The 13,907-nt window shown below is 67.9% G+C and carries 12 protein-coding genes; 3 read left to right on the top strand and 9 right to left on the bottom strand.

The window, feature by feature from the left end; all coding sequences use genetic code 11:
* Positions 1 to 203 precede the first annotated feature (203 nt).
* Genes HXX10_RS27255 through HXX10_RS27245 form a run of 3 tightly spaced genes read right to left on the bottom strand, consistent with a single transcriptional unit; the run spans position 204 to position 2,448 of the window.
* Entirely contained in the window at positions 204 to 1,178 is a 975-nt protein-coding gene (locus HXX10_RS27255) for a FecR family protein (protein WP_296526472.1), read from the bottom strand.
* Positions 1,175 to 1,783: an RNA polymerase sigma factor gene (locus HXX10_RS27250; RefSeq protein ID WP_296526469.1), complete on the bottom strand. Its 609-nt coding sequence runs from the start codon at positions 1,781 to 1,783 to the stop codon at positions 1,175 to 1,177. The genes HXX10_RS27255 and HXX10_RS27250 overlap by 4 nt, the downstream gene beginning before the upstream one ends.
* Positions 1,780 to 2,448, bottom strand: a complete 669-nt coding sequence (locus HXX10_RS27245; RefSeq protein ID WP_296526468.1) for an STN domain-containing protein — start codon at positions 2,446 to 2,448, stop codon at positions 1,780 to 1,782. Before HXX10_RS27245 ends, HXX10_RS27250 begins: the two co-directional genes overlap by 4 nt.
* Positions 2,449 to 3,112: 664 nt before the next feature.
* On the opposite strand from HXX10_RS27245, the gene HXX10_RS27240 reads away from it, so the two are divergent.
* The 3 genes from HXX10_RS27240 to HXX10_RS27230 all read left to right on the top strand — a co-directional run bounded on the left by HXX10_RS27240 (position 3,113) and on the right by HXX10_RS27230 (position 9,456).
* Positions 3,113 to 4,153, top strand: a complete 1,041-nt coding sequence (locus HXX10_RS27240; RefSeq protein ID WP_296526467.1) for an amidinotransferase — start codon at positions 3,113 to 3,115, stop codon at positions 4,151 to 4,153.
* Between the two features lie 99 nt (positions 4,154 to 4,252).
* Positions 4,253 to 8,605 (top strand): AMP-binding protein, encoded by a 4,353-nt coding sequence (locus HXX10_RS27235; RefSeq protein ID WP_296526466.1) that lies wholly within the window; start codon positions 4,253 to 4,255, stop codon positions 8,603 to 8,605.
* Positions 8,602 to 9,456: a TraX family protein gene (locus HXX10_RS27230; protein ID WP_296526465.1), complete on the top strand. Its 855-nt coding sequence runs from the start codon at positions 8,602 to 8,604 to the stop codon at positions 9,454 to 9,456. The genes HXX10_RS27235 and HXX10_RS27230 overlap by 4 nt, the downstream gene beginning before the upstream one ends.
* 40 nt (positions 9,457 to 9,496) lie before the next feature.
* On the opposite strand, the gene HXX10_RS27225 is transcribed toward HXX10_RS27230, so the two are convergent.
* The 6 genes from HXX10_RS27225 to HXX10_RS27200 all read right to left on the bottom strand — a co-directional run.
* Positions 9,497 to 10,531, bottom strand: a complete 1,035-nt coding sequence (locus tag HXX10_RS27225; protein ID WP_296526464.1) for a S41 family peptidase — start codon at positions 10,529 to 10,531, stop codon at positions 9,497 to 9,499.
* 139 nt (positions 10,532 to 10,670) lie between these two features.
* The gene (locus HXX10_RS27220) at positions 10,671 to 10,883 is read right to left on the bottom strand and encodes a hypothetical protein (protein ID WP_296526463.1); all 213 of its coding nucleotides are present in this window, start codon (positions 10,881 to 10,883) and stop codon (positions 10,671 to 10,673) included.
* The gene (locus tag HXX10_RS27215) at positions 10,880 to 11,899 is read right to left on the bottom strand and encodes a lytic transglycosylase domain-containing protein (RefSeq protein WP_367142036.1); all 1,020 of its coding nucleotides are present in this window, start codon (positions 11,897 to 11,899) and stop codon (positions 10,880 to 10,882) included. The genes HXX10_RS27220 and HXX10_RS27215 overlap by 4 nt, the downstream gene beginning before the upstream one ends.
* A gap of 37 nt (positions 11,900 to 11,936) precedes the next feature.
* Positions 11,937 to 12,290, bottom strand: coding sequence for a hypothetical protein (locus tag HXX10_RS27210; protein ID WP_296526462.1), 354 nt, complete (start codon positions 12,288 to 12,290; stop codon positions 11,937 to 11,939).
* Between the two features lie 137 nt (positions 12,291 to 12,427).
* A complete protein-coding gene (locus tag HXX10_RS27205; RefSeq protein ID WP_296526461.1) occupies positions 12,428 to 12,910 on the bottom strand; it encodes a YbjN domain-containing protein in 483 nt (160 codons plus the stop codon).
* Between the two features lie 65 nt (positions 12,911 to 12,975).
* Positions 12,976 to 13,907, bottom strand: a 932-nt coding sequence (locus HXX10_RS27200; protein WP_296526460.1) for a peptidylprolyl isomerase, incomplete at its 5' end; no start/stop codon positions are given.

Here is a 13,907-nt window from a genome sequence, read left to right as displayed (position 1 = left end):
GCTTGCGATCGAACGACGGAAGGCGAGGCGCGGGGCCGGAGCTCGACATCGGGGCAGTTCCATCGACAAGAGGACGCATCAGAGACGCCCGCTCGCGCTTCCCGGAGCAGCGAACCGGACCTCTCGCTGCTTCGACACCGGCCGCCGATCGAATCGGAACCAAAAACCTGCCAGCGCGCGGCGGCGCAACCGGAGGGGCGCCGTCAGCTCAGCAGGACAATCCCGCCGGGCAGCGAACGCGACGTCGCCCCCGTCGCCCGGACCATCCAGCCGAGAATTTCGTCGGTTCGCTCGATGCGGAAACGGCCGCTGACGGTCTTGCGTCCGAGCGCGACACTCAGGACCACGACCCTGCCGGGCCGGTAGCGGTTGATCTCGGCGGCAGCGGCGGCGAGCGGCGTCGCGCGGAAGACGATGAAGCCGTCATGCCAGGAGGTGATGTCGGAGGCATCGACGGCGACGGCCGGACTGAGCCCGGCCTCGTTGAAGCCGGCCTGCTGCCCGGCTCCGACCAGCGCCGAGCGGTCGCCCTTCTCGACCTTCACCTCGCCGTCCAGACAGGTGACACGGGTGTCGGCCGCGGTGGTGCGGACATCGAAACGTCCCTGCGTCGCGACCGCCCGCCCGTCGACCGCGAGCACGACCAAGGGCCGCGAGGACCCGGCCGGAATCGCGAACGACGCCTCTCCGGAGATCAGCCGCACGCTGTCGGCACCGCTAGCCTCCGGCGCGAGGGCGATGCTGGTCTGCGTGTTCATTTCGACCGTGACGCCGGCCACCGTCAGACGCCTCTGCTCGCCGGTGGCGGTCCGGTAATCGGCACGCCATTGCTCGAGCGAGGGCCACAGATCGAGCGGTGGCCTGACGACCGCGAGCGCCGCTCCGGATGCCGCGAGCAGCCCGCCGCCGGCCAGGACCGCGCGGCGGGTCGCCGTGCCGCGCTGCCCCGACCAGACCGGCGCGCCGCGCCGCGCCACGAAGGCCTGCCCGCCCGGGCCGAGATCCTTCCAGACCCGCACGGCCTCGGCAAAGGCCGCCTCGTGGGCCGCGCTTTGCCGACGCCAGCGCTTCAGCAGATCCGCATCCGTCGTGGTGGCCTCGCCCGAGGCGAGCTGCCTGACCCAGGATCGAGCCTCGCGCTTCAGCGCCTCGGACCCGCTGTTCAGGCCTTGGATCATCGGTCGTCCACTCCCGACCGCCCCGGCGTCGCGCCGGTCGGTCCCAGAGGCTTCTGATCCGATGACACCGCCCGGGGGCGCGATCTGAACCGCCCCGACTTGGTTTTTTCGAGACGGGTCGCACAATGGTCGTGCGCCTGCTGCAACTCTCGCTGGACGAAGCGCTCCGAAACCCCGAAGCGGGCGGCGAGCTCGCGCCGGGGAACGCCCTCGAGCCGCGCGGCGAGCAGGATGGCCTGCTGACGCAGCGGCAGCTCGCCGATGATCGTCACGATCGCGTCGAGATCCTCGCGCGCCTCGAGCACCTGCGCGGCATCCGGCGCCTCGTCGGCGATGTCGAGCAGCGCGTCGACCTCCGGGGCGGTCAGCCGGCGGCTTTCGGCACGCCTGCTGTTGGAGGCGATGTTGATCGCCATGCTGTACAAATAGGCATCGGGATTGTGCACCGTGGCGAGCTCGCCCCCGCGGGCGAGCCGCAGCCAGGTGTCGTGCAGGGCGTCGCTCGCCAGGTCGGCGGATCCGAGATAGCGGGTCAGCCGCCGCTTGAGCTCCGCGTAGCGCGTCAGCAGGTGGCGCTGCAACGCGGCCCATCCCGCCTCCGTCATCGCGCGAGCCTCGTCGGCCGGGGATTGGCGGTCCGGCATTGCCCGAGGAGCTCGGGCGTGACCAGCACGACGACGGGCTGCTCGAAATCGGCGGGCGGCGCGCCGACCTCGAGGCGTCGCACCCCCCGATCGAAGGCGGCATCGACCTCCGCCTGTCCGGTCGATCCGAGCGACGCGGCGCGGACGACCGAGCCGGACGGTCCGATCCAGAACCCGAGAGCGATCCGGTAGCGGCCCGACCGGATCAGGTCGTCGGCGCAGAAGACGCGCGCGAGGCCGGCCTGGATGCGGCCGTAATAGTCGCGGAGGTGGGGCGGCGGGACCGGAGGCGCCGTCGCCGGCGCCGCCACGGTCGGCAGAGCCACCAGCATGACGCCGTCGTCCGACACGTATTCGGGCGCAAGGCCGGTTCCGGCGAGCAGGACCCGCAAGGCGGCGGCCGGCGGGAACGCGCCCTCGAGCGGCGCAGACCGGCGGCCGCCCGCCAGGCTCGCGTCATAGATGACCTGCCATCCGGTGAGGACACTGTAGCGCTCGATCGCCGAGGCCAGCGCCTGCGCCGGAATATCGAAGGCGATCAGCTCGCTGGCGGCGGCGGGGGTGGCGCGCGGCCCGGCGGATGCGGTGCGAAGCACCATCCCGTGGCCGACGAGGGTCAAGCACATGGCACAGCAGGTCAACTTGGTCGTTCGGCTCCACCACCGAGATGAACCGATGATGCGACTGGAACCAGCCAAGAGCGCCTGCTCCGAAGGCATGCCTCCACACAGAGACTACGACAAGGACGCTAATGCCGATTTATTACACTCTTGTGTCGCCGGTCCGCCGCCGGCCCCTTCGGTTCCGAAGCGGGCCATGGAGCAGATCCCACCGCGAGGAGATCGAGGACGTGTCGGGTCCGACGTCTCATCATCCTCGGGGACTGGCGACGAAAAGCGTGTCCCGAGGCGACCTGTACTTATCAAGTCGAGGCGACCGGCGGGGTGCGGAACCGCTCCACAGGACGTTCGGATTTATGCTTCTGCCACTTCCGGCTTGTGTTAATCTGCCGGGCCGACCACAGGTCGTCCGAACGCGGCACCACAACCGACCGGACGACATCGTCCCGTGAGAGGCGAAGGGGTCGTCCGGTACGGCCACACCGTATCGAAATGATGATCCCTCGCGGATCTCGATCGAGCGAAACGCTTCGGCGCCTGTCGCCTTGTTGTCGTTTCGCGAAGACACAAGTCATGCTCGCGCCGGGAGAACTCAATGCATCGAAATGCCGAGGCAACAAATATGGACTCCGCTCCGGAGAATGAGCGAGTCCCGTCGCCGACGTCACGGGTGTGGAGTTGCAACGAGTGGGACCCGCTGGAGGAAGTGATCATCGGCAATCCGCTGCACGCGCGATATCCGACGCCCGACTGCAGCACCCGGGTGGCGGAATTCCCCGACCGCTCGCTGGCGGATCTTCCTCGCGGACCTTTTCCGCAGCGGATCATCGAGGAGACCGAGGAAGACCTGAACGAGTTCGCGCGTATTCTCGAGGGCCTCGGCGTCACCGTGAAGCGCCCGCAGACATGGCCGCACGAGGCGACATTCTCCACCATCAATTGGGAAGCGCAGGGCTACTACAATTACTGCCCGCGCGACATCCTCATGGTGATCGGCGACCAGATCATCGAGACGCCCAATGTGATCCGCAGCCGCGCCCAGGAAACCTTCAGCTATCGCGCGCTGCTGATGGACTACCTCAAGTCGGGAGCGCGGTGGTACAGCGCCCCGAAGCCGATGCTTCTGGACTCGCTGTTCGACGTCGATCCCGACAAGCCCACGCCGCGCAACGACGAGCCGGCGTTCGATGCCGCCAACGTCCTGCGTTTCGGCCGCGATCTGGTCTACCTGGTCAGCGGCACCGGCAACGAGATGGGCGGGCACTGGCTGCAGACGATCCTCGGCAGCGAGTTCCGGGTTCATTTTCTCAAGGACGTCTATTACGGCAGCCACATCGATTCGACGCTCGTCGCACTGCGCCCCGGCCTGCTTCTCGCCAATCCCGGCCGCGTCAACGACGAGACGTTGCCTGACATTTTCAAGCAGTGGAAGGTCGTCTACAGCCCGCCGATGGAGAACACCGGCCGGCACGATCCCGACTATCTGTCCAACTCCATCGGCAGCGACTGGATCGACATGAATGCGTTCAGCGTCAATCCCAACCTCGTGGTGGTCGATCGCAATCAACCGACGCTGATGAAGCTCCTCGAGAAGGAAGGGCTCGACGTGATCCCACTGAAGCTCCGCCACTCCAAGATGCTCGGCGGCGGCCCGCATTGCGTGACCCTCGACGTCCGCCGCCGAGGGACTTTGCAGCGCTATTTCGAATAGCCGGCTGCTCTCGCCGCCTCCGATCATCAGACGCTTCGGCGCTCGACCCCAGGCGCGATCCCCGCCCCACGGCGGGGATCGACCTCACAAGAACAGCGAATGGTCTTGCCAGCAATTTCCGCAGCAGCCGCTGTCGTCGCCTTCCTGATTCTGGCCTACGCGGCATGGCGGCGATATCTCTGGGCGACGGAGCCGGTCCCGGCCGCAGATGATTGCCCTTACGGCCTGACCGATGTGTTCGGCGGCCGCCACGTCGTGAACGCGCCGCATCAGCAGGGCGTCCGGTGGCTCACCGAGGTGTTCAGCCGCTCCGTCGAGCGGTTTCCGCATCATCCGGCCCTGCAGATTCCCCACACCGGCGACTCGCTGACCTTCGCCGAGCTCGATGCACGGGCGGAACGCGTGGCCGCCGCGCTCGCTGCCATCCTCACCGGTCCGGACCAGGTCGTGGCCGTGGCGATGGCGCAGGACAGTTGGCACATCGTCGCCTGCCACCTCGGCATTCTCAAGGCCGGCGGCACGGTGATGTTCCTCGACAGCACCCTGCCGGACGCGCTGATCACTCACATGCTGAACGACGCGCAGCCGGCCGTCATCCTCACGCGCGGCCAGGACAGGTTCCGCGACCTGCCGACGCTCGACGTGCTGACATTGTCCGAGACCACGCCGCGACGAGAACCGCCGCCGTGGCTGGACGATCCCGCCCGACGTCTCGCCGCCATCTTCTACACCAGCGGCACGACGGGACTGCCGAAGGGCGTCGAATGCCCGCACGCCGGCTACGTGAACCTGGCGCTGAGCTATGCCGACTATTTCGATCTCATTCCCGGCATGGACGCGACCTCGCTGACCTCGTCGCTCGGTTACGACGGCAGCATCTCCGAGATGTACAGCGCCTGGGTGTTCGGCTGCACGGTCGTCATGCTGACGAAGGAGCAGGTCCGCTCCGGCCCGGACCTCGTCCCCGTCCTGCGCGACGCCGAGGTCACGGTGCTGTTCTGCCCGCCGGTGCTGCTCACCACCCTCACGCAGACGCCCGAAATCGACCTGCCCTATCCGCTCTGCCGCTACGTCGTGCCCGCCGGCGAGGCCTTTCCGGCCGCGCTCGTCGAGCCCTGGACACGCGGCCGGCGGCAGATCATCAACACCTACGGCCCCACCGAGGCGAGCACCGACACCAGCCGGCAGAGCCTGCGGCCCGGCGAGCCGATCACGATCGGCTCGCCGTTTCCCAACGTCACCTATCTGATCCTGGAGGTCGACGGCCTGCGGCCCTTGCCGCACGGCGAGGTCGGCGAGCTCTGCATCGGCGGCGTGCACCTCGCGCGCGGCTACCGCAACCTGCCCGATCAGACCGCCCGCAAGTTCATCACGCATCCCCGGTTCGGCCGTCTCTACCGATCGGGCGACAAGTGCAGGATCGACATCAAGACGCAACGCGTGCACTTCCTCGGCCGCATCGATGCGCAACTCAAGGTGCGCGGGCATCGGGTGGAGGCACAGGCGGTCGAGGACATTCTGCAGACCCAGTTCAGCGAGATCGAAGCTGCCGTACTGGATTATCAGAGCGAGACGCTCGTCGCCTTCATCGCCGCACCTTCGCTGAGCGAGGGCGAGCCCCCGGCCGTCGCCGCGGCCCCCGCGGACTGGACCGCGCGGGTGACGGCCGTTCTCGCCGAGCGCCTGCCGCCGCCGTCTATCCCGAGCCGGGTCTTCCTGGTCGACAAGTTCGTGATGAAGCCGCTCTCTGGCAAGATCGATCGGGGTTGCCTGCCGAACCTCTCGGACCTGCTGGCCAGGCCCGCGCGGCTCCCCGATGGCGAGTTCCGCGGCGAAGCGAGCGGCGCACCAAATACCGCCTCCGACAATGTCGACTCCCGCGATCCCATCCCGACAGTCGACACTGCGTGCGAAGACGTGCTGGCCGTCTGCCGCGCCACACTCGAGCTGCCGCTGGGCCCGGACGATGAATTCGTCGAAAGCGGCGCGCATTCGGTCGGGATTGCGCGGCTGGCGCAGAGGCTGAAGGCGGCCGGATGGCCGATCTCGGTGCGGGCGCTCTACACCGACTGCAACACGGCCCGCAAGATCGCGGCGAGCTGCCGCGTGGCGCAAGATGCCGACGTGATGCCGTCGCCCCAGGCGACACGCAAGCCGCGCATCATCGAGCGCGACGAGGCCGCGGCGCAGGTGCTCTCCGTCGCCCACTTCACGACCCTGCAGGTCCTGTTCGCCGCCCTGCTCTATTCTCCCGGCCTGCTGCTGTTCGCCGGTGCCCTCAACGCCGTCGAGTTCGGAACGATCTTCACCACCGCGGGGCTCGCGGAGTTCATCGCCTTCGGCTTCGGCCTCTACGTGCTCGGCCTCGCCACGCCCTTCGCCGTGCTGCTCTGGGTGATGGCGATCAAGCTGCTCATCGGCGGAGACCTCCGCAAGAACAACGTGACACCGGGCGTCTACCCCAAATGGAGTCGCATGCATCTGCGACTCTGGCGCATCGGGCGGCTGGAGCAGGCGGCCCTCGGTTCGCTGAGTGTCATGTACCGGAGCGCACCGCTGTTGGCCTTCGCGCTGCGCCAGCTCGGCGCGAATGTCGGCACCAACCTGCAATGCGCCCATGACGCCGACCTGGGCGGCCCCCTCGATCTGATCAGCATCGGCGACGATGTCGCCATCCAGACCGGCGCTTACGTCCACGCGACGCGATGGTCGGACGAGGAACTGCACGTCGGTCGCATCCACCTCGACAGCGGCTGCAAGATCGGAATGCGCGCCGCCGTCGGCGACGGCGTGACGGTGGGCCCCGGCGCCTGGACCACCCCGTTCACCGCCGTCCTCACCGACGTCGGTGCGAACGAGATGTGGGAAGGAGCTCCGGGGCGCTTCTCGGGCCGCTGCATTCCGCTCCGGCGCACGGCGACGGCGTGCCGGTCCGCGGATTCGAGCTGGCTGCGAGAGACCGTCAATGTCCTGATGCAGGCCTTCGTGTCGTTCTGGATCGGCGTGGCGCCCACCGCGGCGATCCTCTGGCTCGCCCGCGACCTCGTCCAGATCGACGCGGACGACTATTCCGCCGCTTACTTCACGACGACGCCGATACTGGAGCTCGTCGGCCAGCTCACGGCGTACGGGTTCGTCACCACCTGGCTCACCGTCGTCGTGACCTCCGTGCTAGGCTGCCTGTTCGTCCGCTGCACGGCGGCGCCACCCGGACTCTACCCGTCCCGCGGCCTCCGCGGCGCTCTGCTCCTGTACCGGATGAGCATCGTGAACCGCATCCAGCGGCAGTGGACCTGGACGATCACCGGGCAATATCTGCGGGCTCTGGCCGGCATGCGCTTTCCGCGCGTCGGCGGCTCCGAATGCGATGTCATGATCAATCTCGTCCCCGAGCTGGCGACGGCCGATTCCGCGACGTTCTGGTCGAACGGGTGTTTCACCAACATGCTCGACTACGGCGCCGAGCATATCGCGCTGCGCCGGCTCGACATGCCCTACAACTTCTTCGCCGGAAACAATTGCGTGGCGGAGCACGGCCAGCTCCCGTCCAACTTCCTGGTCGGCGTCTCCACGCCGTGCAGCGACATCCGCTTCCGGCGTCAGATGCGATCCCGAACCGGCTGCCCGATCACCGTGGCCGGCAGTCCGCCCATCAAGTTCGCCGGCGCGAAGTCGGAGGCGGAGACCGAAGCCGATCGACCACCGGGCTTCGTCCTGTTTTCGGTCCGGCTTTTTCTGAACGATCTTCTCGGGATCGGATTGCTGCCGGTGACGGAGGGACTCCTGATCGCAATCGGCGTCATCGTCCTGTTGCGGGCGGGCCTGGACCCGACCAGCAGCACGTTTCTGGTCGCATTGCTCGCGGAGATCGGCTTGGTCGTGCTCGCCGGTACGGTCAAGATCGTCCTGGTCGGCCGCGAATGGGGAGCCGATCACGCCGCGCCGTTCTGGTCCTGGCGGCACTTCTCGTATTTCTTTGCGCAGGACTGCTTCTTCACGTGGTGCCGGGGAGCGCTCGGCTTCTGCGCCGGGACCGTTCTGGCCAATCCGATCCTGCGGTGGATGGGATGTCGCATCGGCCGGCGGACACTCGTCGCGCAGCCCCTGCAGTGCTTCGACTGGAACGCGGTGGACTTCGGGAACGATTGCGTCGTCGACGGCGTTCTGCAGCTTCACAGCTTCGAGGACAGGACCTTGCGGGTGAAGCGCGCCCATATCGGCGACAGAAGCGCCATCGGCTTCGGCGCGACCGTGATGGGCGGCGCCATGATCGAGCATGACACCACGTTGCGGCCGTTGTCGCTGGTGCTCAAGGAGATGACCATCGCTGCCGGCACCTATCACGGCAGCCCCGCCGAGCCCGTCGGCGATTCGACCGTGTCTCGAAGCACGGCCGACGAGCCAAGTGCCGGCGTGTGCTGTCCGGCCGAGGTCGAGGTCGAGCGACGATGAGCGCCTCACCGCATCCGACGGACATGAACCATCGTCGTGAAAACACGTCACGCGCCGTCGATTGCACCGACTGGCTGAAGTGCGCAGCGCTCGTCTGCGCCATGCTCGATCACTTCGGTCACTTTTTCATGGACGACGATCGCTGGTGGGGCGTCGTCGGGCGCTTGGCGGCTCCGACGTTCTTCTTTCTGATCGGATACGCCGCGACCCGAACCGTTCCGCTGCGCTGGCTCTGGCTCGGACTTGTTCTCACCCTGCTCAACAGTTGGAACGCCGACTGGACATGGGTGGAAGCGAACATCCTGTTCAGTCTCGCGCTCGCCCGCCTTGCCCGCCCTGCGGTGAAAGCCCTCATCGATCGTCAGGGCTGGATCGGCTTCGCCCTGCTGGTCGCCGCGCTCGTCGCGGTGCAGCCGATCGCGGGCGACATCGTCGATTACGGCGCGGAGGGATGGCTCTGGGCCCTGTTCGGCTTGTGCCAGCGCATCGCCGTAGACGAGACTTCGGCCCGGGACAGCTCGACCGTAATGCAGGAAACGCCGACAAGGCCGCGGCCCCGTGTTCCGGGCCTGATGCGTCTCTTGGCCTGCATGATCGCTGTCGTCTTCTACATCTATCAGGAACAAGAGGAGTTTGGTTTTCCTTTCGTGCACCTGATCGTCTTCATTGCGGGCATCGGCGCATTGTCCATCGGCCTCTTGCTGTTCCGGCGTGGCCCGAGCCGGATACAGCCGCCGGAATTTTTGGTCTGCCCGCTGCGCTTCGTCGGCCGGCATACTCTGGAACTCTACGCGGTCCAGCTTGCGAGCTTCGAGCTTCTGGTGAAATTGGTGCCTGATCTCGCCCCCTGATGCAGTGCTCTCCGCGGAGCGATCCGCGGGTTCGTATCGATCATCGCGAACGCGACAGATCGGCCGCCTTCGTTTCCAGCAGCGCCAGAGCCCGGGTAATCAACGGATCGGTGCCGCTTTCGAGATCGGCCTTGGTATTGAGCAGGACGATGTCGGGCGGCACGCCCGTCCCTTCGTAGCAGACCATGTCGGCCGACAGGTACACCTGGTAGGACAGGCAATACCGCCACCCGTTGGGAAGCGTCCTCTCGAGCTGATACGAAAATATGCCGTTCGTGTGCTCGCCCATGATCGTCACATGCGGGAGCTGCTTTATCGCCAGGGCGAAGGCCTCTCCGCCGCTGAAGACCGAATCGCAGGTCAGGAGCACGATCGGCCCGGCGAATTGCACGTCGCCTTGCGGTTCGATGTACCAGGTCTTCACCGGCGTGAAAGCATCGTCGCCCGGACCGATCTTCGTCTTCCGGTGGAACGCAACCCGCTTTTGGTCGCAGAACCGGTCGATGATCGCGATCGCCGTACTGTCGTCTCCGCCGGGGCAGTTGCGGATGTCGATGATGAAGCCGTCCAGATCCTTGAAGTCACGCGCGACGTCGTCCAGCGCCGCAACCAGCTTCCGCTTTTTGATATCCTCCAGCTCGAGGATCCGAACATAACCGAAGCTCGGCGAGCGGGAATAGAGGAGCATCCACGCCCTGGTCTCCTTCGGCCGCCCGAATCTGTGTTCGACGAGCGTCTTCTCGGTGACCTTGAACAGCGACTTGACGTTGCGGCCGGGGAACTCCTGCCAGAATCTCGGCGTCGACTCGGGGGTGAAGTACCGCTTCTTGCCACGGCCGTCTTTCCCCGCGATGAGCTCGATATGCCCGTCGTCCAGCGGCGCGATCATCTGGCAGAGGATCTCGAAGAGCTCGTCGTCGCTGGTCTTCCTGGTCACTCGCGGCCGATACGTGTCGTACTGATTCTGCCAGTCCACATTTCTCAATCTGAAAAACGGATACCGTTTATGGAAGGTCTTCCACAGCTCCTCGAAGTTTCGTTCGGGGTCGCGATTGCTCATGTCCGCGTCACCCATGAGTTCGGCTCCCCATCCCCACATCGATGCCTTGGCGAGATTTGCGGCCGGGTCGCAAGGGCCTGATCGACCTCGGACTGCCACGCCTGGACGCCCGACCGACCTTCCCAGCATAGTACAGGAAACGCCGCAGCGAAGGTCAATCCGCCCGCACCGCGGGCTCGAAGTGCCAGAGACCGGGCGGCCCGCGATCGCTGAAGTCCAGCGTGATTCTCACTTCGGCGTCGACGTCGCCGGTGTTCAGCAGGCAGGAGGACTGCCCCGGCTTCCAATCGGTGCTCCAGCGCGGCGTCCGGATGGTGCCGGCGCGACTTCTCGACCGCGGCGGGCCACGCGCCGTGTCGAACGTCATCGATCGGCGCTTCTCGGCGTGACCATGCGCGACACCGATACCGAGAGGCGCGCATTCAGGTCGGCGAGATCGGCCCGGCGGCCACCCGGGACGCTGGTGCAGGAGCGGCACCCGCCGCCGACCGGCTCGCCGAAGGTCGCGACCGGCACGGCCCCGTACACCGCAAAGCCACGCGCCGCGAGGCGGGCCCGCACGTTCAGGCAATAGGCGACCGAGCGATGCGAGAACCGCCTCTCGCCATGGCCGGCCCGATACTTCATCACGGCGGTGCAGAGATCGCCGCCGGCGAGCCGCCAAGCCTGCGCCAGATAACGCACACCGTAATGGATGTTGGTCTCCGGCACGGCGAGCGCCTCGATCGGCCCGGAGAAGCCCATCATGCGCGCCGTCGAGGGCAGGACCTGCATCAGGCCGATCTCGCCGGCGGCGCCGAGCGTGGCCGGATTGTAGCTGCTCTCGACCCCCATCACGGCCTCGGCGATTTCGGCCGGCAGGCCGGCCCGCCGCGCCTCCTCCTCGATGATCGGGCGATAGATGCCGGCACCGATCCCGAGCCCGTGCAGCGACAGGCGGTACGGCATCCGGCCATACGGCATCCGGCCGTAGATCGAGGTCGGCGGCTCGTCGAGACGCGAGGCCGCCGCCGTGCGGGCCACCGAGTCGAGGATCGCCCGGGCATCGATCAGCTTGGCGATGTCCGGGTCGATATCCACATCGATATCCACGTCGACGTCCTCGTCCGTCGACGCCTCCGGGGGCGGGAGCGATGCCACGGCCCGCGCCGGGTCGGCAGCCTCATCCGGACTGTCCGGTCCCCGAGCCGCCGACGTTTCCGGTGCTGCGGGCGCAGACGTCACGGGCGCCGGGGGCGCCGCCGCAGCGGAACGAGTCGCGGCGGCCGGGGCTTCGGACGGCACGGCTGGCTTTTGGGCGGCGACGGCCCCGACCAGCAGGCCGGCCGCGGCGAGTCCGGCCAGCGCCGCCGCGAGGCGCGGATGCGAGGCGATGGTCAACATGGGCTCCCCTCCCCGGCGATCACGAACCGCGCCGGCCCTAGCGCACCCGCGGCGCTCCGTACGTGATGGTCGGCCGATACGGAACCACCGAACGCCCGTAGTTCGGGCCGTATTGCTGCTGCACGGCCGGCACGTTGACGAGGCCCTTCTGCAGGTCCGTCGAGTTCGGGCCGATCGGCGGCACGTTGAGGCTCGGATTGATGCGGTCGACCTCGCGCCGGAACTGCTGATTGAAGCAATCGAGCGTCTTCTCGTTGCCGATCTGCACCTCGATGCAGCGTCGCATCGCCTCGGTGGTCGGCGTCGGCGCGCCGCCGGACTGCGCCGCCGCGGTGCCGACCCCGCAACCGAGGACCCAACCGAGCAAGACGGCGACGATCGCGATCCGCACCGCTGCATCCGCGCTCCCGTCGCGGGCCGGCGCGTCGGCGCTCCCGATGCCCCGGCCGATGCGATGAGCCCCCCGCCCCCGATCCGTCATGGCGTCGCTCCGGATGCCGTGCCCCAAAATCCGCGCTCCGGCACGCCTCACGCGGCCGGGGCGACCTTCGCCGGCCCGGCAGCCGCGGCCGCGGCGCGGGGCGCCAGCGTCTCGCGCAGGAACACCGGCAGGTCCTGCAGCAGGCGGTCCCAGATGGCGATCTGGGTGACCACGTAGGCCGGCATCACGCCGCCGGCCAGCGAGACGTCGAGGGTCAGCACCAGGAGGTCCTCTTGGCGATGCAGCCGGGCATAGCGGCGCTGGACGTTCCAGGCATTGATCACAGCCGGGTCGAGCTCGCCCTCGATCTTGAGGCCGGCGAGGCAGCGCAGATCGATGAAGGAAGCGGGACACTCGGGCGCCGGGCTGCCGCCGCGGATCTCGAAGGCGAGCCCGCCGGTCGCCGAGCGGAGAAGGTCGCCGCCGGGCTCTCGCACGAGATCCACCCGGTAGCCCTGGGTCCGCATCAGCTCGGCGAGCCGGTCGAGATCGATATCGGCAAGCAGCGCCGCTGCGATGTCGGTGGTCATGACGAATACCTCACTGCGAATGGTCGAACAGAAAGCCGCGCCGCGCGTCTGCGACGCGACCCCGGTCAGCGTTTGCCGGACTTGCCGTCCTCGAACGCCTTGGTGAGCGCGAACTCGTTGATGACCGGCGGCGTGCGGCGCAGCAGCTCGCCCAGATAGGCGCGGCGAAGCGCCGCCGCCCGCTCCTCGCGCAGCCGCACCACGAGCTGGTCGCGGACCTCCTCGTAGGGGCGCGTCGTCGCCGGGCGGGTGTCGATCAGCTTGACGATGTGCCAGCCGTCGTCGAGCTGGACCGCCTCGGCGACCGCGTTCTTCGACAGGCCGAGCAGGATGGCGCGCAGCTCCGGCCGGACCTGGGCCTCGGTCACCCAGCCGATGTCGCCGCCGCGCTCGGCGGTCTGGCGCGAATCGCTCGCCTCCTGCGCGACGGCACCGAAATCGGCACCGGGCTGCTTCAGCTTCGCCTCGATCTCGGCGAGCTTCTTGCGGCCGGCGTCGAGCGTTTGCTTGTCGGCGTCGCGCGGCGCGGCGACGAAGATCTGCGCGAGCTGGAAAGCCCGCGGCACCACCAGCGCGCTCTTGTTGGCGTCGTAGGTCGCCCGCACCTCCGCCTCGGGCGGGTAATCCGGCGGAACCTTGGCGACGGAGGCGAGGTAGGTTTCCGCCAGCGCGCTTTCACGCACCCGCCGCAGTTGCTCGGCAACCTCCGGGTTCTTGTCCCACTTCTTCTCCTCGACCTCCTTCATCAGAAGCCGGGTCGCCAGCAGGCTGCGCACCGTCTGGCTGAGGAGCGACGGGTCGGCGGCCAGCGCCGCCAGCTCGCGCTCGCCGAGCCCGGCCACCAGTGCCCGGATCTCCTCGGCCTTGACGTCGATAGTGCCGATCCGCGCGACGACGTCGGGGCCGGCCGGCGCGGTCGAGGTCGCCGGGGCGGCAGGCTTCGGAGCCGGAGCCGCCTGCGCCGCCGCCGGCGCCGCCTGCGTGCCGGGCGCCGCCG

Origin of the sequence: Rhodoplanes sp., from assembly GCF_013377085.1 — a bacterium.
Taxonomy (GTDB): domain Bacteria; phylum Pseudomonadota; class Alphaproteobacteria; order Rhizobiales; family Xanthobacteraceae; genus Rhodoplanes.
The sequence above is the reverse complement of the archived record's forward strand: the minus strand, read 5'-3'. Positions and strand labels throughout refer to the sequence as shown.

Coding starts and splice junctions, on each gene's coding strand:
- HXX10_RS27230 (WP_296526465.1), top strand. CDS start 8,602: ATGAGCGCCTCACCGCATCCGACGGACATGAACCATCGTCGTGAAAAC.
- HXX10_RS27205 (WP_296526461.1), bottom strand. CDS start 12,910: ATGACCACCGACATCGCAGCGGCGCTGCTTGCCGATATCGATCTCGAC.
- HXX10_RS27215 (WP_367142036.1), bottom strand. CDS start 11,899: ATGTTGACCATCGCCTCGCATCCGCGCCTCGCGGCGGCGCTGGCCGGA.
- HXX10_RS27245 (WP_296526468.1), bottom strand. CDS start 2,448: ATGTGCTTGACCCTCGTCGGCCACGGGATGGTGCTTCGCACCGCATCC.
- HXX10_RS27250 (WP_296526469.1), bottom strand. CDS start 1,783: ATGACGGAGGCGGGATGGGCCGCGTTGCAGCGCCACCTGCTGACGCGC.
- HXX10_RS27225 (WP_296526464.1), bottom strand. CDS start 10,531: ATGGGTGACGCGGACATGAGCAATCGCGACCCCGAACGAAACTTCGAG.
- HXX10_RS27220 (WP_296526463.1), bottom strand. CDS start 10,883: ATGACGTTCGACACGGCGCGTGGCCCGCCGCGGTCGAGAAGTCGCGCC.
- HXX10_RS27235 (WP_296526466.1), top strand. CDS start 4,253: ATGGTCTTGCCAGCAATTTCCGCAGCAGCCGCTGTCGTCGCCTTCCTG.
- HXX10_RS27255 (WP_296526472.1), bottom strand. CDS start 1,178: ATGATCCAAGGCCTGAACAGCGGGTCCGAGGCGCTGAAGCGCGAGGCT.